At 64.2% G+C, this 15610-nt stretch carries 17 protein-coding genes and 1 tRNA gene; 5 read left to right on the top strand and 13 right to left on the bottom strand.

Annotated elements, in window-relative coordinates; all coding sequences use genetic code 11:
- Positions 1 to 25: 25 nt before the first annotated feature.
- The 3 genes from CAG34_RS12615 to CAG34_RS12605 all read right to left on the bottom strand — a co-directional run bounded on the left by CAG34_RS12615 (position 26) and on the right by CAG34_RS12605 (position 2523).
- Positions 26 to 313: a DNA-binding transcriptional regulator gene (locus CAG34_RS12615; RefSeq protein ID WP_085590302.1), complete on the bottom strand. Its 288-nt coding sequence runs from the start codon at positions 311 to 313 to the stop codon at positions 26 to 28.
- A complete protein-coding gene (locus CAG34_RS12610; protein ID WP_085590300.1) occupies positions 310 to 630 on the bottom strand; it encodes a type II toxin-antitoxin system RelE/ParE family toxin in 321 nt (106 codons plus the stop codon). Before CAG34_RS12610 ends, CAG34_RS12615 begins: the two co-directional genes overlap by 4 nt.
- Positions 631 to 816: 186 nt before the next feature.
- Positions 817 to 2523, bottom strand: a complete 1707-nt coding sequence (locus CAG34_RS12605) for a SulP family inorganic anion transporter (RefSeq protein ID WP_075046185.1) — start codon at positions 2521 to 2523, stop codon at positions 817 to 819.
- On the opposite strand from CAG34_RS12605, the gene CAG34_RS29075 reads away from it, so the two are divergent.
- Positions 2522 to 2698, top strand: coding sequence for a hypothetical protein (locus CAG34_RS29075; protein ID WP_218191906.1), 177 nt, complete (start codon positions 2522 to 2524; stop codon positions 2696 to 2698). The two genes, CAG34_RS12605 and CAG34_RS29075, sit on opposite strands and share 2 nt — an antisense overlap.
- Here CAG34_RS29075 and CAG34_RS12600 read toward each other — a convergent pair.
- From CAG34_RS12600 to CAG34_RS12585, 4 genes are all read right to left on the bottom strand, one after another.
- Positions 2687 to 2760 (bottom strand) — tRNA-Gly (locus CAG34_RS12600). The two genes, CAG34_RS29075 and CAG34_RS12600, sit on opposite strands and share 12 nt — an antisense overlap.
- A gap of 111 nt (positions 2761 to 2871) precedes the next feature.
- Complete coding sequence (phaG, locus tag CAG34_RS12595; protein WP_085590298.1) at positions 2872 to 3759, bottom strand: (R)-3-hydroxydecanoyl-ACP:CoA transacylase; 888 nt, start codon at positions 3757 to 3759, stop codon at positions 2872 to 2874.
- Positions 3760 to 4207: 448 nt separating this feature from the next.
- Positions 4208 to 4900 carry a pseudouridine synthase gene (locus CAG34_RS12590; RefSeq protein WP_085590296.1) on the bottom strand — a complete coding sequence of 231 codons (693 nt, stop codon included), beginning with the start codon at positions 4898 to 4900 and terminating at the stop codon, positions 4208 to 4210.
- Between the two features lie 9 nt (positions 4901 to 4909).
- Positions 4910 to 5122: a cysteine-rich CWC family protein gene (locus CAG34_RS12585; RefSeq protein ID WP_085590294.1), complete on the bottom strand. Its 213-nt coding sequence runs from the start codon at positions 5120 to 5122 to the stop codon at positions 4910 to 4912.
- 143 nt (positions 5123 to 5265) lie between these two features.
- On the opposite strand from CAG34_RS12585, the gene CAG34_RS12580 reads away from it, so the two are divergent.
- A complete protein-coding gene (locus CAG34_RS12580; RefSeq protein WP_085590292.1) occupies positions 5266 to 5718 on the top strand; it encodes a hypothetical protein in 453 nt (150 codons plus the stop codon).
- A gap of 130 nt (positions 5719 to 5848) precedes the next feature.
- On the opposite strand, the gene CAG34_RS12575 is transcribed toward CAG34_RS12580, so the two are convergent.
- Complete coding sequence (locus tag CAG34_RS12575; RefSeq protein WP_025340440.1) at positions 5849 to 6955, bottom strand: enoyl-CoA hydratase/isomerase family protein; 1107 nt, start codon at positions 6953 to 6955, stop codon at positions 5849 to 5851.
- A 126-nt stretch (positions 6956 to 7081) separates the two neighbouring features.
- On the opposite strand from CAG34_RS12575, the gene ung reads away from it, so the two are divergent.
- Positions 7082 to 7774 carry a uracil-DNA glycosylase gene (ung, locus tag CAG34_RS12570; RefSeq protein WP_085590289.1) on the top strand — a complete coding sequence of 231 codons (693 nt, stop codon included), beginning with the start codon at positions 7082 to 7084 and terminating at the stop codon, positions 7772 to 7774.
- A gap of 120 nt (positions 7775 to 7894) precedes the next feature.
- Here ung and CAG34_RS12565 read toward each other — a convergent pair whose 3' ends face one another.
- The 5 genes from CAG34_RS12565 to CAG34_RS12545 form a co-directional block, all read right to left on the bottom strand.
- Entirely contained in the window at positions 7895 to 8926 is a 1032-nt protein-coding gene (locus tag CAG34_RS12565) for an AbrB family transcriptional regulator (protein ID WP_085590287.1), read from the bottom strand.
- Positions 8919 to 10433, bottom strand: coding sequence for a tripartite tricarboxylate transporter permease (locus tag CAG34_RS12560; protein ID WP_025340437.1), 1515 nt, complete (start codon positions 10431 to 10433; stop codon positions 8919 to 8921). Before CAG34_RS12560 ends, CAG34_RS12565 begins: the two co-directional genes overlap by 8 nt.
- A 3-nt stretch (positions 10434 to 10436) precedes the next feature.
- Positions 10437 to 10895 (bottom strand): tripartite tricarboxylate transporter TctB family protein, encoded by a 459-nt coding sequence (locus CAG34_RS12555; protein ID WP_085590285.1) that lies wholly within the window; start codon positions 10893 to 10895, stop codon positions 10437 to 10439.
- 138 nt (positions 10896 to 11033) lie between these two features.
- The gene (locus CAG34_RS12550) at positions 11034 to 12014 is read right to left on the bottom strand and encodes a tripartite tricarboxylate transporter substrate binding protein (protein ID WP_025340435.1); all 981 of its coding nucleotides are present in this window, start codon (positions 12012 to 12014) and stop codon (positions 11034 to 11036) included.
- 46 nt (positions 12015 to 12060) lie between these two features.
- Positions 12061 to 13350: an OprD family porin gene (locus tag CAG34_RS12545; RefSeq protein WP_025340434.1), complete on the bottom strand. Its 1290-nt coding sequence runs from the start codon at positions 13348 to 13350 to the stop codon at positions 12061 to 12063.
- Between the two features lie 199 nt (positions 13351 to 13549).
- On the opposite strand from CAG34_RS12545, the gene CAG34_RS12540 reads away from it, so the two are divergent.
- Both CAG34_RS12540 and CAG34_RS12535 read left to right on the top strand, forming a co-directional pair.
- Entirely contained in the window at positions 13550 to 14221 is a 672-nt protein-coding gene (locus tag CAG34_RS12540) for a response regulator (protein ID WP_025340433.1), read from the top strand.
- A complete protein-coding gene (locus tag CAG34_RS12535) occupies positions 14214 to 15593 on the top strand; it encodes a sensor histidine kinase (RefSeq protein ID WP_085590282.1) in 1380 nt (459 codons plus the stop codon). Before CAG34_RS12540 ends, CAG34_RS12535 begins: the two co-directional genes overlap by 8 nt.
- Positions 15594 to 15610 lie beyond the last annotated feature (17 nt).

The raw sequence follows: 15610 nt of genomic DNA, 5'->3' as shown, positions 1-15610 counted from the left end.
ATCATGCTGGTCAGGCGGGCCTATGTCAGTGAGCAAGGGCCTTCAGTACATGATCTGGATCGTTGCGTATCGCACGTAACAATGCCTTGGCTGGCCCGGTCGGTTCTCGTCGGCCTTGTTCCCAATTTCTCAGCGTGGCGACCTGAACATCGATCATCTCGGCAAAGCGTACTTGTGAAAGCCCTGTTACCCTGCGGATGCTTCGTACCTGAAGAGCATCGATTGCGAATTCGCGAGACGGCGCGCACTTGCCCTGGACGATGTCGTCCATCTGTTGAACGCTCTCCATCAGTTCGTCAAAAAAGCGGTTCATGCATGCCTCCAGTGTTCAATGATGGACTTCAATGCCTTGCGCTGCTCGCTGGACAGATCGGGCTGCTCATTTTTGCCGTAGATGTAGAGCATGGCTATCTGTGATCTGGATATGAAGTGGTAGTAGATAACCCTGGCACCACCGCGTTTTCCATGCCCGTTAGCGGGCACTCGTATTTTGCGTAGGCCACCGGTTCCCTCAATCAGGTCTCCTGCCTCAGGTGAAGCCATGAGCCTGACTTGCAGCAAGCGATAGGTGTCATCATCAAGGAGTTCTCTGACTCGTTTGGTGAACAAGGTTGTTTCAGTGAAAAGCATAGCAGAGTGTACGCCATTGGCGTAGCTGCCGGTTATCCAGCGCTACAGATAAGGGAGTGCCCGGCCGTGTTTTCAGAGCGGGAAAACGAGGCTAGCGAACAAGGTTGTCGCTAGCCCATCATCCCTTTCCGAATGCCGAGTAGTCCTTTCCTCTGTAGGAGGCAAATTTGTGGCATCAACTCGCCGTCAGCCTTGTTCGGTCACCTTCACAATACGACTCCTGTTGCGCCAAACCCGATAGGCGCGAATGCCCGCCCGCACCGAGCCGAACAGCAGTTTGTCTTCCATCTCGCGGGCCATCCCCGAGCGCACCAGCATGCGCAGGAAGGTGCCGCGGGCGCGGGCGATGGCGAAGAAGATGCCCTGGGCGGCCAGGGTGTCGCGCACTTCGCGCAGGGCGGCGATACCGCTGACGTCGATGCTGGTTACCGCTTCGGCATCGAACAGCACGGCCTTGGGCTGGTCCTGGCTCTGCACCGCCTCGAGCAGGCGCATCTTGAAGTAGTCGGCGTTGAAGAACAGGATCGCGTCGTCGAAGCGGTACACCACCAGGCCTGGCACGGTGCGGGCATCCTTGTGTTTGCGGATGTCCACCTGGCCTTCGGTGCCCGGTAGCCAGCCCAGCACCGCGTCGGTGGGCTGATAGATGCTGTACAGCAGGCGCAGGATTGCCAGGGTCACGGCAAACACGATACCGGGTAGTACGCCCAGGCTCAGCACGCCGACCGTGGTCAGCAGGCACAGCCAGAACTCGAAGCGGCTCAGGCGGCGAATGTGCCCCAGCGACTTGATGTCTATAAGCCCCCAGCCGGCCATCAGCAGCACGGCGCCCAGCGCGGCCTGCGGGATCCACGCCATCGGCGCGGTGAAGAACAGCAGGATCAGGGCGATGACCAGCGCGGCGATGATACCCACCAGCTGGCTCTTGCCACCGACCATGTCGTTGACCGCCGTGCGCGAGTCTGCGCCGCTGATGGCAAAGCCCTGGGAAACACCGGCAGCCAGGTTGCTTACGCCCAGGGCGACGAATTCGTGGTTGGCGTTGATCGCGTAGCCGTGCCGGGCGGCAAAGCTGCGTGCGGTAAGCATGGCGCTGCAGAAGCTGACGGTGGCGATACCCAGGGCGTCGCGCAGCAGGCTTTTCATTTCTGCCAGGTTACTGTGTGGCCAGGCCAGCTGCGGGATGCCGGCAGGCACCGGGCCGAGAATGGCGACGCCGAAGCGGTCGAGGCCGAACAGGCCGACCAGCAGCATGAACAGCGCCACTACCGTCAGCGCCGCAGGCAGGCGGGGGTAGCGCCGTGGCAGCCAGATCAGCAGGCCCAGAGCGGCGAGACCGATGAGCAGCGTCACCCAGTGGATTTCGCCCAGGCGCTGGAAGAAGTTGATCAGGCTGAGGATGAAGCCGTCACCCTCGATCTTGAACCCCACCACCTTGGACAACTGCCCGGCGATCAGGCTCAGGCCGATACCGTTGAGATAGCCGATCAGGATCGGCCGCGAGAAGAAGCTGGCGATGAACCCGGCCCGGGCCACTCCGGCCGCGATCAGCATTACCCCGACCAGCAAGGTGACGATCACCGACAGTTCGGCAATCCGGTGCGGCTCGCCCATGGCCAACGGCGCCACGGCGCCTGCGATCATCGCGCAGGTTGCGGCGTCAGGGCCGACCATCAGCTGGCGCGAGCTGCCGATCAGGGCGTAGACCATCATCGGCAGCACACAGGCGTACAGGCCGTACTGCGGCGGCAGGCCGACGATCTGCGCGTAGGCGATGGCTATGGGAATCTGGATCGCTGCCACCGAGAGGCCGGCCTGCAGGTCGGCGTGGAACCACTCGCGGCGGTAGTGCAGCAGGTTGGCAAGGCCCGGTAGCCAGCGGGAGAGAAACATGCGTCGTCCTTTCGAAATGCTTCACGAATCCATCCACGCATTGAAGCGGATCGGCAGGCAAATGGCCATGGGGCAGGTCAAAGGGAGGGGAGAAACGAAAAAAGGAGCCTGGGCTCCTTTTGACAGCGATGACGTTGCGGGAACGCCATGCGGGAATGCGATGTGGAGCGGGTAGAGGGAATCGAACCCTCAACTAAAGCTTGGGAAGCTTTCGTTTTGCCACTAAACTATACCCGCGTTTGCGCAGCACTTTTTACCAGAACCCTCAACGAATTAGAAGCCCAAGTTATAAAAAAGCTTGTCGGCGCCCCCTGGCTTGCGGGTCTCAACCACAGGACGCCGAGCTGCTCAGATGGCCAATGCATGCTGCCCCTGTTTTACAGGCTGGTAACGGTGACGAGATTCACGCATGGTTGGCTTCAGGAACCCCAGCATGACGCTGCGGGTATCCTCGCAAGCGGTCTTGTTTTCCATGTCCAGGAAGTGGCCTGCGTCGCGGATCACGCTGAAGTGGCTGCGGCCCACGTGCTTGCTGAACTGCCGCGCATCTTCGACCGTGGTGTACTCGTCGCGGTCGCCGTTGATGAACAGCACCGGGATGTCGATATTGCGTGCACCATCCAGCGCCCGCTCCAGGTCATGTTGCAGCACCTCGTTGATGTGGAAGTGCATCTGCGCGTACTCGTGGCTGTCCAGGCTGCTGACGTGGCGGTAGTTGAAGCGCTTGAACAGTGACGGCAGGTGCTTGCCGATGGTGTCGTTGACCAGGTTGCCGACCTGATAGCGGTCGCAGGCGGCCAGGTACTGGCAACCACGGTCCAGGTAGTCGCGCATCGGTTCGTTGATCACCGGCGAGAAAGAACTCACTACAGCCTTCTTCACACCCCGCGGCTGGTGCGCCAGCGCCAGCAGCGTACTTGCGCCACCCCACGAGAACGACATCACGTGGTCTGCCTGGAAGTGCTCGATCAGCTCGAGGAGGATATGTGCTTCGGTCTCCTTGCTGATAAAGCGTTCCTGGCGATTGTGCGGCTTGGATTTGCCCGCGTATGGCTGGTCGAACAGTACTACGTTGAACTGCGGGTGCAGGTTACGTACCGTCTGGGCGAACGAGGCCGTGGTGGCCAGCGAGCCATTGATCAGGATGATCGTATTCTCGGCCGCATCCGCGCGATAGAACTCCGTGTAAACCCGATACTGACCTTGGATATCAAGTACAGCGATTTCTGGCCTCATGTCATCGACTCCTGGCGCAAAAAGGGTATTCGCGTCACCTAGGGTGCACGTTCTTTATGACAGGTAGGCATTTGCCTGAAGAGAAACCGGGGGGCCCTGTGTCGATCCTTGGCACGTGCGTCGACGGTATTGTTTTTGGTGGGCAATTTGCCGTGCCCCAAGGCATCGAGGCCTTGGGTGGCCGGCAAAAAGTGTCTTCGACTGCGGGCGTGACTTGGTAGTCACATGCAGACTGACGATTTGGATTCAAGCAGTGGGTCGGGGATCCCGCAAGTGCCGTTCGGGGGAAAATGTGACTTTTGTCGCTGAGCGGTCGTATGACGACCCTGATCTGTCTGCTCCGGCCTCTTCGCGGGCTCGCCCGCTCCCACAGGTACACCACAGGTCTCCGGGCTGGTGTGATCCCTGTGGGAGCGGGCGAGCCCGCGAAGAGGCCGGAACAGCCAACCTAGACCGTCGCTATTTCATCCGCCGTCAGCTCACGAAACGCCCCAGGCGCCAACCCCGGGTCCAGCCGGATCGCCCCCATGCTCTCCCGATGCAACCCCACCACCTTGTTGTCGAAATGGCCGAACATGCGCTTCACCTGGTGATAGCGCCCTTCGACGATTGCCAGCCGCGCCTGGCGCGGCCCGAGGATGTCCAGCTGGGCGGGCAGGGTGGTGAGGTCTTCGAAGGCGAAGTAGAAGCCCTCCCGAAACTTGGCCACATAGTGCTCGCCAATCTCGTCCTCGGTTTCCACCAGGTAGTGCTTGGGCAGCTTGGTCGTGGGCTGGGTAAGCCGCCGTGACCATTGGCCATCGTTGGTCAGGATCATCAGGCCGGTGGTGTTGAAGTCCAGGCGCCCGGCAATGTGCAGGTCCTCACGCAACGCGGCGGGCAGCAGGTCGAGCACGGTGCGGTGTTGCGGGTCCTGGGTGGCGCTGACGCAGCCAGCGGGCTTGTGCAGCATCAGGTAGCGCGCCGGGCGGCCAGCCTGCAGCAGCTGGTCGTCCAGCTCCACGCGGCTGAATTCGCGCACCTCGGCCAGCGGGTCGCTGACCACCTGGCCATCCAGCCGCACGCGGCGTTGCGCCAGCATCAGGCGGACTTGCTGGCGGTTGTGGCTGGGCAGGTTGGCGAGGAAACGGTCGAGGCGCATGGCAAACGGTCAGTCGGAAGCGGGGGAGCGAAGTTGTTCTTCGACGGCGGCGCAGCGCGGGCACAGGCAGGCTTTGTCGCGCAGCTCGGCGGGCAGGGCCTCGAGCACGGCAGGGTCGATGGTCACGTTGTAACACCAGCAGGCCTGGGTGGCCCGGCGCGGGTCGGCCAGGCTGCACTGGTTGAGGGCGCCACAAGCGGGGCAGTGCTGGTTGTCGGGCATGGCTGCCGCTCACCTGTATCAAATTGTTGCAGAAATGGCACTGCACCTTGGCGGCACTGTCTTATTCAATGTCGATGATCGCATTTCGCATCGATGCTCGCCAGCGCCGCTGTTCGGGCACTCCAGCGGTCCAGGAGGCCGCCATGTCCTATCGAATCCTGTTGATCGCCCTGCTGGGGCTGATGACTTCCGCCTGCGTTCCGTACTACGAGAGCGGGGGCTATTACCGGTCGGACCACTACTATTCCGACCGTTATGTGTCACCGGATTATTACCGCTATGACCGCTATTACGTAACGCCGCAACAGCGCTATTACTACCAGCCGGCGCCGCGTTACTACTACCGCTCGGCGCCTGCGCCTCACTACCGGTCTCATCCACAGCCGGGGATGAGGCAGTGGCATGGCAACCCACGCTATGACTATGGCAATCGCCAGCGGTATGACTATGGGCGCGACCGGGACCGTCATGATTATCGCGGTGGCAGCCAGCGCTACCAGCAGCATGACCGTTGGCACTCCAACGGGCGGGGGGATGGTGACCGGCGCGGGGACGGGCGGCGTGGGCACGGGCAAGGGGGGAACTGGCAGCGGTAGATGAATTGAAAATCGGGGGCGCGGTGCGCCCCTTTCGCGACGCAAGGCCGCTCCCACAGGGGACCGCGATCCGTTTGTAGGAGCGGCCTTGTGTCGCGATGGGCTGCAAGGCAGCCCCAACTTCTCGAAGCTACCCGAGATCCGCCAGCGGATGCCGCCCCTCCCACACCTTGGCAAAATGCGCCTCCACCACCGCCGCCGGCACTTGCGCCACATCGGGCCAGTGCCAATGCGGCTGGTTGTCCTTGTCCAGCAAGCGCGCACGCACGCCTTCGCTGAATTCCGGGTGGCGGCAGCAGTTCAGGCTCATGCTGTACTCCATCTGAAACACCTGCGCCAACGACAGGTGCCGTGCCCGGCGGATCTGTTCCCACACCAGGTGTGCGGTCAGCGGGCAACCTTCATGCAACCGTTGGCCGGCATCTGCCAGCAGCGGGTCGTCGTGGTGCTTGAGCCCCTCCAGCGCACGCCAGGCGGCTGCTGCGTCGGCCACGTCGAGCAACTGATCGATTACCTGTCGCCGCGGCAGCCACTGGGCCTCGGGCAACTCGGCGCAGGCGCGGTGCTGTTCGGCCTTGAGCAGGCTGTTCAGTTGCAGGGCAGTCTGTTCCTGCCAGTTCAGTTGCAGCAGTTCTTCGATCAGCGCCTCTTGCTGGTACTCACCCAGAAAGCGGTCGGCCAGGCCCAGGTCCAAGGCGTCGTGGGCATTGATCGGCGCGCCTGTCAGGCCGAGGAACAACCCCAGCTTGCCCGGCAGGCGCGCAAGGAACCAGCTGGCGCCCACATCCGGGTACAGGCCGATGCTGATTTCCGGCATGGCCAGCCGACTGCTGGGGGTGACGATACGTACATTGGCGCCCTGCAGCAGGCCCATGCCGCCGCCCAGCACATGCCCGTGCCCCCAGCACAGCAGCGGCTTGGGATAGGTGTGCAGGGCAAAGTCCAGGCGATATTCGGCGGCGAAGAAGGTGGCGGCCAGCGGGGGTACGCTGCCGGGGTGGTCGCGGCAGGCTTGCACCAGCGCACGCACATCACCGCCGGCACAGAAAGCCTTGGCACCGTTGCCGCGCAGCAGCACGCAAACGATCCCTGGGTCGCGAGCCCAGGCGTGCAACTGTTCACCCAATACCTCGATCATCGGCAGGTTCAGGGCATTGAGCGCCTTGGGCGCATCCAGGGTGGCGATGCCGATGCGGGCGCCATCGGCGCCGGTGAGTACCTCGCAATGAATGGTCATGGACTACCTCGCGCAAGTCATCGGACAAGTATGGCTTGCCTGGCCGAACATGCCGGTCGTCGGTCGGATCGTTTGACAAGCGGGAAGGGCTTACCTAGTGTCGCGCCATTGTTTATGGAAGGCCCCATGACTGACGACGATCGCATCAAACTCGAACCCAGCTGGAAGGCTGCCTTGCGCGCCGAATTCGACCAGCCCTACATGCATCAGCTGCGCGAGTTCCTGCGCGGCGAGTACGCCGCCGGCAAAGAGATCTACCCGCCAGGGCCGTTGATCTTCAATGCGCTCAACTCGACGCCGCTGGACCAGGTGAAGGTAGTCATCCTCGGCCAGGACCCGTACCACGGGCCGGGCCAGGCGCATGGCCTGTGCTTCTCGGTGCAGCCGGGCGTGGCCACGCCACCGTCGCTGGTCAACATCTACAAGGAGCTGCAGCGCGACCTGAACATCCCGATTGCCAACCATGGCTACCTGCAGAGCTGGGCCGAGCAGGGCGTGCTGTTGCTCAACACGACCATGACCGTGGAGCGCGCCAATGCCGCGTCGCATGCCAAGAAGGGCTGGGAGTTCTTTACCGACCGGGTCATCCAGGTGGTCAGCGAGCAGTGCCCGAACGTGGTGTTCCTGCTGTGGGGCTCGCATGCGCAAAGCAAGCAGAAGCTGATCGACGGGACCAAGCACCTGGTGCTGAAATCGGTGCATCCATCGCCGTTGTCGGCTTACCGTGGGTTCCTGGGGTGCGGGCATTTCAGCCGGGCCAACAGTTTCCTCGAGCAGCGCGGGCTGGCGCCGATCAACTGGGCATTGCCACCGCTCTGATCACCTGAAAGAACGCGTCGCCTGCTTCGCGGGCTTGCCCGCTCCCACAGGGATAGCACCTGCCTTGAGGGCGGTGCAGTACCTGTGGGAGCGGGCAAGCCCGCGAAGCAGGCGACGCGATTATTCCGAGTTGGTGTTCCACACCCGGAACAACGGCTCTGCCAGAAACAGCACGAACAACAAGCGCATCACCTGCAGCGCCGTCACCAGCGGCACCGACAGTTGCAGGGTCTCTGCCGTCAGGCTCATCTCGGCAATTCCGCCCGGCATCATCCCCAATGTCAGCGAACGCAGGTCCAGCGCGGTCATCACGCTCAATACCCAAGCGGCGCTGCCGGCAATCGCCATGCACAACGCCGTGGCCACCAGGGTACGCCCCAGGAACGACGGTGCGCGGCGGAAGAACGCGCGGTTGAAGTGGCAGGCCAGGCCACTGCCGATCAACCACTGGCCGATCTGGCTGGCGCCATTGGGCAGGGTTATCTGCAGGTTGCCCGCCAGGCTCACGGTGGCTGCCACCAGCAATGGCCCGAACAGCCACGGGTTGGGCTGGCGCAAGCGCTGCCAGAGCAGGGCGACGGCAACGCCCAGCGGCGCAATCAGCGCCAGCCAGCCCCAGCTCACACTTCCGGTGTGATTCAGCGGTACTCCGTCACCCAGCAGGAACTTGAACAGCGCCGGCACGCACAGTACCACCGCCAGCACGCGCAGGCTCTGCGCCGCCGCTACCTGGCTGAGCACCGCGCCGTTGCGCGCGCCAAGGTTGACCATCTCCCCCGAACCGCCCGGCATGCTGGCGAAGAACGCCGTGGCACGGTCTTCACCGGTGCGCCGCAACAGCCATACGCTGATCACGCTGGACAGGGTGGTGAACAGCGCGCCGAAAAAGATCAGCGCGAAATGGCTGGCCACCTGCTCGATCACCGCCGGGGTGAAGTGCAGGCCGATACCGATGCCGATGATCCACTGCCCGCATTTGCGACCATTGGGGATTTCCGGCAGCTGCCAGGGTGTCAGGCAGCGCACCAGGATGATCGCCAGCAACGAGCCGACCATCCACGGCAAAGGCCAGCCGACCTTGCTGGCGGCAAAACCGCCAGCGAGGCCGACCAGCCCGGTCGCGACAAACAACGGCAACGAGCGATCAGGCATCGGCCATCGCCCGGCGCTGCTGGCTGCGTTTGCGCCAGATGCGCAGCAGCGGCAGGGTCAGCATGCAAATGGTCAGTACCCATACCGACATGCTGATCGGGCTCGACCAGAGGATGCCCAGTTCGCCGTTGGAGATCGACAGCGCCCGACGCAGGTTCTGTTCCATCAGCCCGCCGAGGATGAAGCCGAGCAGGATCGGCGAAAGCGGGAAGTCCAGCTTGCGCAGGATATAGCCCATGATGCCGATGCCGACCATCAGGAACAGGTCGAAGGTGGTGGCATGCACGGCGTACACCCCGATCCCCGTGATGATGGCGATCACCGGCACCAGCGCCCAGTTCGGCACGGCGAGGATGCGGGTGAAGATGCGGATCATCGGGATGTTGAGGATCACCAGCATGATGTTGGCGATGAACAGCGAGGCGATCAGGCCCCAGACGATGTCTGGCTGCTGTTCGAACAGCAGTGGGCCCGGGGTGATGTTGTACAAGGTCAGCGCACCGATCATCACCGCGGTGGTGCCCGAGCCGGGTACGCCCAGGGTCAGCATCGGTACCAGTGCGCCACAGCAGGAGGCGCCGATGGCGGTTTCCGGGGCGGCCAGGCCGCGGGCGTCGCCCTTGCCGAACTTGCCCTTGTCACCTGCCAGGCGTTTTTCGGTCATGTAGGCCACGGCGCTGGCCAGTGTCGCACCGGCGCCAGGCAGCACACCCATGATGAAACCCAGCAGGCCGCAGCGGATGTTGACCACGAACACCGAGGCCGCTTCCTTGAAGTTGAACAGCATGCGCCCGGTGGCCTTGACTGCCTGGTGGCCATGGTGGGTCTTTTCCAGCAGCAGGAGGATTTCGCTGATGGAGAACAGGCCCAGCACTAGCACCACGAACTGGATGCCGTCGGCCAGATGCACGCTGTCGCCGGTGAAGCGGTACACGCCACTGTTGGCGTCGATGCCGACTGCCGACAGGAACAGGCCGATCAGTGCGGCAATGAAGGTTTTCAGCGGCTTGTCGCCGGCCATGCCACCGAGGGCGACGATGGCGAACACCATCAGCACGAAGTACTCCGCCGGGCCGAAGGCGATTGCCCATTTCGCCAGCAGCGGGGCGAACAGCACCATGCCGCAGGTGGCGATCAGCGCACCGATGAACGAACTCCAGGCCGACAGCGACAGCGCTACGCCAGCCAGGCCATTGCGGGCCATCGGGTAGCCATCGAGGGTGGTCATCACGGTCGAGGCTTCGCCGGGGATGTTCAGCAGGATCGAACTTATGCGCCCCCCGTACTCGCAGCCCAGGTACACCGCCGCCAGCAGGATCAGCGCCGACTCCGGCGGCAGGCCGAGGGCGAAGGCGATGGGGATCAGCAAGGCCACGCCGTTGATCGGGCCCAGGCCCGGCAGCAGGCCGACCACGGTGCCGATCAGCGTGCCGGAGAGGGCGGTGACCAGGTTGTAGGGGGACAGGGCGACGCCGAAGCCCTGGCCCAGGTAGCTCAAGGTATCCATGTGTCAGTTCTCCAGTACGCTCAGCAGGCCAAGGGGCAGGGGCACGTCCATCACGCGGTCGAACAGCCAGTAGAGGAACAGGCTCATGCCCACCACCACGATGGCGCTGTGCAGCCAGCGGCCGCCGTACAGGCGGGCCATGGGCACGCCAACCAGGATGGCGCTTAGGATGAAGCCCAAGGCTTCGAAGGTGCTGGCGAAAACGATCAGCAGGCCGACGCAGGCGGTGATCTTGATCAGGGTTTCGCGGTCCAGCTCTGGTTCGTCGTCCTTGCGCACGATGGGCGTGGGGCGGAACACCAGGTACAGCAGGCCCAGGCAAAGCAGGCCGAGCATCAACAGCGGGTAGGCGCGCGGGCCCACCGGTTCATAGGAAAACGCCGCCTGGTAAGGCCAGGCCATCACGGCCAGGGCGGCGCACACCGCCAGCAGGGCCAGGGCGAAGATGCGTTGCAGGATCATCAGAGAGTCCTCATTGAGCACGGACTCTGTGGGAGCGGGCGTGCCCGCGAACACCGGCAACGCCGGTGCCAGGCACCGCGGTGTCTTCTTCGCGGGCACGCCCGCTCCCACAGGGATCAGTGAAAGATCGTGGGTGGCTTACTGGATCAGGCCAAACTCCCTGGCCAGTGCCTTGTAGTCAGCCACTTGCTTCTTCACATAGCCGTCCAGCTCTGCACCGGTCATGGCGAAGGGGAACAGTTCGCGCTGGTCACGCAGCTTGGCGAAGTCTTCCGAGGCCAGCATCTTGTCGAATGACTGTTTCCACCAGGCGTAGTCCTCGTCGCTCACCTTTGGCCCCAGGTAGAAACCGCGTACCACCGGCCAGACGATGTCGTAGCCCTGCTCCTTGGCGGTGGGGATGTCTTTCATCTCGGGCTCGTCCAGGCGGTTTTCCGAGAACACCGCGAGGATGCGCATGTTGCCGCTCTGAATGTGCGGCATGGAGTCGGAGATGTCGGTCGAGCCTACCTGGATATGCCCGCCCAGCAACGCCGTGGCGATTTCGCCGCCGCCTTCCAGGGCCACGTAGCGCAGGTCACGCGGGTTGATGCCGGCGGCCTTGGCGATTAGGGCGGTCTGCATCCAGTCCTGGCTGCCGACCGTACCGCCGGAGCCGATCACCACCTTGCTCGGGTCTTTCTTCAGCGCCGCGACCAGGTCGTCGAGGGTCTTGTAGGGCGAGTCGCTTTTCACTGCGATGGCGCCGTAGCTGGTGCCGACGGCGGCCAGCCATTTCACCGCGTTTTCGTCAAAGCGGCCGAACTTGCCCTGGGCCAGGTTCAGCAGCGAGCCGCTGGACCAGGCCACCAGGGTGCCGGCATCGGCCGGGCGCTGGGCGACCACGGCGTTGTAGGCCACCGCGCCGACACCGCCGGGCATGTAGGTGACGCGCATCGGCTTGGTGAGGATCTTTTCCTGCACCAGGGCGCTCTGCACCAGTTTGCAGGTCAGGTCGAAGCCGCCGCCGGGCGAGGCGGGGGCAATGCATTCGGGGCGTTTCGGTTCGGCAGCAAGGGCGTTGCCGGCCAGCAGCAGGCAGCCGGTAGCAAGGACGAGGCGGCGCAGTGAAAAGGTCATCGTCTATCTCCGTGAGCGTTGTTGTTATCAAGTTATCGCTATGGGGTTACCACAGCGCCACGCTGTAGCTCACCAGCAGCCGCACCTCGTCCGCGTCGCGGGCGAAGTTGGAGCGGAAGGTGGCGTTGCGCAGGCGCACGGCGACGTTCTTCAACGGGCCGCTTTGTACCACGTACTTCAGTTCGGTGTTGCGCTCCCACTCCTTGCCCTCGCCACCGGCCGCGCGGCTGACGTTGTCGCCGCTGATATAGCGGGTCATGAAGGTCAGGCCGGGCACGCCGAGTGCGGCGAAGTTGTAGTCGTAGCGCGCCTGCCAGGAGCGCTCGTCGGCGCCGGCGAAGTCGTTGATCTGGACGAAGTTGACCAGGTACGGGTCGGCACCATCGACGTACGGGAAGGCGCTGTCGCCGGACAGCTGCTGCCAGGCGGCGCTGACCTTGTGCCCGCCCAGGGCGTAGCTGAGCATGCCGTTGACGGTGGTGTTGTCGATGTTGCCGGCCTTGGCGGCGCCGGCGTCGTCACTCACCGCCAGGCGCAGGTCGGCGCCGAAGGTGCCCGGGCCCCATGGCTGGGTGGCGACCATGCCGATGAAGTGCTGGCGGTAGATATCGTCGAGCTGGGCAAAGTGGTAGCTGCCGGTGATGCGATCGGTGAACTGGTAGTCGAGGCCGGCCAGGTCTAGGTTGTCGGCGCTGAACGAGCCACCGAAGCGGCCGTTCTTGTTGTTCAGGGCCAGGTCTTCCCAGTTGGTGTCGTTGCGGTCCTTGGCCTTGTCCAGTCGGCCGCCGGTGAAGGTCAGGCCCTTGACCTCCTTCGAGGTGAGCAGGCCGCCTTCGAAGGTTTGCGGCAGGATGCGCCCATCGTTGGGCTGCAGGGTCGGCAGTTCGGGGATCAGCGTGCCGATCTTCAGTTCGGTCTGCGACACCTTCACCTTGCCGGTCAGGCCGAGCTTGGAGTACTCGTCGGCGGCCTTGCCGTCATCGTGGGTCGGCAGCAGGCCGGTGTCGGTGCGGTCGGGGCTGGAGTCGAGCTTGATGCCGAGCATGCCCAGCGCATCCAGGCCGAAGCCCACGGTGCCATCGGTGTAGCCAGACTCGAAGTTGAGCATGAAGCCCTGGGCCCACTCGTCGCGCTTGGATTGCTGCGCACTGGTGCCGTCGCGGAAGTCGCGGTTGAAGTACATGTTGCGGGTTTCGAAGGTGGCCGTGCTGTCTTCGAAGAAGGCGGCCTGGCTCATCGGGGCGACACCGGCAAGCGCAAGGGCGCTGGCGATGGCGGAGGGGCGTGCGGCAAAGGAACGGGTAGGCGCGAACGCCTGCGGCTGCGATGACAGCATCACTGATGGCTCCGTTTATTGTTCTTATTCGTTGCACCTTGCTGGTGCTTTTTTCGGCGCGAAGGGCGACCGTGGTGCGATGCTAGGTAACCAACCTTTCGCTAACCTTTCAGCGTGAAAGGTTTGTCGACAGGGCTTCACAGGCCTGCCGACAGCGGTACACTCCGCGCCACCGTCCCACCCGAGCAGGGAGAATCCGATGCGTGTGCTGCTGGTCGAAGACCACCTGCAACTGGCCGAAAGCGTGGCCCAGGCCTTGAAAAGCCATGGCCTGACCGTGGATGTGCTGCATGACGGCGTGGCCGCCGACCTGGCCCTGGCCAGCGAGGAATACGCCGTGGCCGTGCTGGATGTCGGCTTGCCGCGCATGGACGGCTTCGAGGTGCTGGCGCGCCTGCGCGGCCGTGGCAAGACCCTGCCGGTGCTGATGCTGACCGCGCGCAGCGACGTCAAGGACCGGGTCCACGGCCTGAACCTGGGCGCCGACGACTACCTGGCCAAGCCGTTCGAGCTGACCGAACTGGAAGCACGGGTCAAGGCCCTGCTGCGGCGCAGCGTGCTCGGTGGCGAGCGCCAGCAACGCTGCGGGCCGCTGGTGTACGACCTGGACACCCGGCGCTTTGCCCTGGGTGGGGAAAACCTGACCCTGACCTCGCGCGAACAGAGCGTACTGGAAGCGCTGATCGCCCGACCGGGCCGGGTGATGAGCAAGGAGCAACTGGCCGCCCAGGTGTTCGGCCTGGACGAAGAGGCCAGCCCCGACGCCATCGAAATCTACATCCACCGCCTGCGCAAGAAGCTCGACGGCCACCCGGTGGCCATCGTCACCTTCCGTGGCCTGGGCTACCTGCTCGAGCACCGCGATGCGTGACAACGGTAGCCTGCGCGGGCGCTTGCTCGGCAACCTGGCCTTGCTGCTGGTGGTGCTGATGCTGGCGAGTGGCCTGAGCGCTTATTGGAATGGCCGCGAGGCCGCCGACACCGCCTACGACCGGACCCTGCTGGCCTCGGCGCGGACCATTGCCGCAGGCCTGTCCCAGCGTGACGGCTCGCTGAGCGCAGATGTGCCCTACGTGGCCCTGGACACCTTCGCCTACGACAGTGCCGGGCGCATCTACTACCAGGTGCTGGACATCCAGCAGCGGCTGATTTCCGGTTACGAGAACCTGCCAGCGCCGCCGCCGGGCACGCCGCGTACCGACGATTACCCGGCGCTGGCGCGGTTCTACAACGCCACCTACCTGGGCCAGGACGTGCGGGTGGTCAGCCTGCTGAAGCCGGTGAGCGAGCCGAATATGAACGGCATGGCGGAAATCCGTGTGGCCGAGACCGAGGAAGCGCGGGTGCGCATGGCCCGTGGCCTGATGGCCGATACCCTGCTGCGCCTGGGGATGCTGGCACTGGGCGCGCTGGTGATGGTGTGGTTTGCCGTGAGTGCCGCGTTGCGGCCGCTGGAGCGCCTGCGCACGGCGGTGGAAGAGCGCCAGCCGGACGACCTGCGGGCCTTGCCGGTGGTGCAGGTGCAGCGTGAGCTGGGCCCACTGGTGCGGGCTTTGAACCATTTCACCGAGCGTTTGCGCGGCCAGTTCGAGCGCCAGGCGCAGTTCATCGCCGACGCCGCCCACGAGTTGCGCACGCCACTGGCCGCGCTGAAGGCACGTGTCGAGCTGGGCCTGCGTTCGGCCGAGCCGCAGGAGTGGCGGCAGACACTGGAGTCCGCGGCCCAGGGCACTGACCGGCTGACCCACCTGGCCAACCAGCTGCTGTCGCTGGCGCGGGTCGAGAACGGTGCGCGGGCGATTGCCGAAGGCGGGGCGCAGCGACTGGACCTGAGCCAGTTGGCTCGTGAGCTGGGCATGGCCATGGCACCGCTGGCGCACAAGCGCGGGGTGGCGCTGGCCCTGGAGGCCGAGGCGCCGGTGTGGCTGAAGGGGGAGCCGACGCTGCTCAACGAGCTGTTGAGCAACCTGGTGGACAATGCCTTGGCGCATACGCCGGCTGGCGGCAACGTGATCTTGCGGGTGCTGGCGCCGGCGGTGCTTGAGGTGGAGGACGACGGGCCGGGGATTCCCGAGGCCGAGCGTGAGCGGGTATTCGAGCGCTTCTACCGGCGCAGTGCGCAGGGCAGTGGGCTTGGCTTGGCGATTGTCGGCGAGATCTGCCGGGCGCACTTGGCGCAGGTGAGCCTGCATGACGGTGCGAATGGCGGGTTGCGGGTGCGGGTGAGTTTTATCGCGGATTGATGTGTGGCCTGTACCGG

The organism is Pseudomonas sp. B14(2017), from assembly GCF_002113255.1.
Lineage (GTDB): Bacteria > Pseudomonadota > Gammaproteobacteria > Pseudomonadales > Pseudomonadaceae > Aquipseudomonas > Aquipseudomonas putida_Z.
The sequence above is the reverse complement of the archived record's forward strand: the minus strand, read 5'-3'. Positions and strand labels throughout refer to the sequence as shown.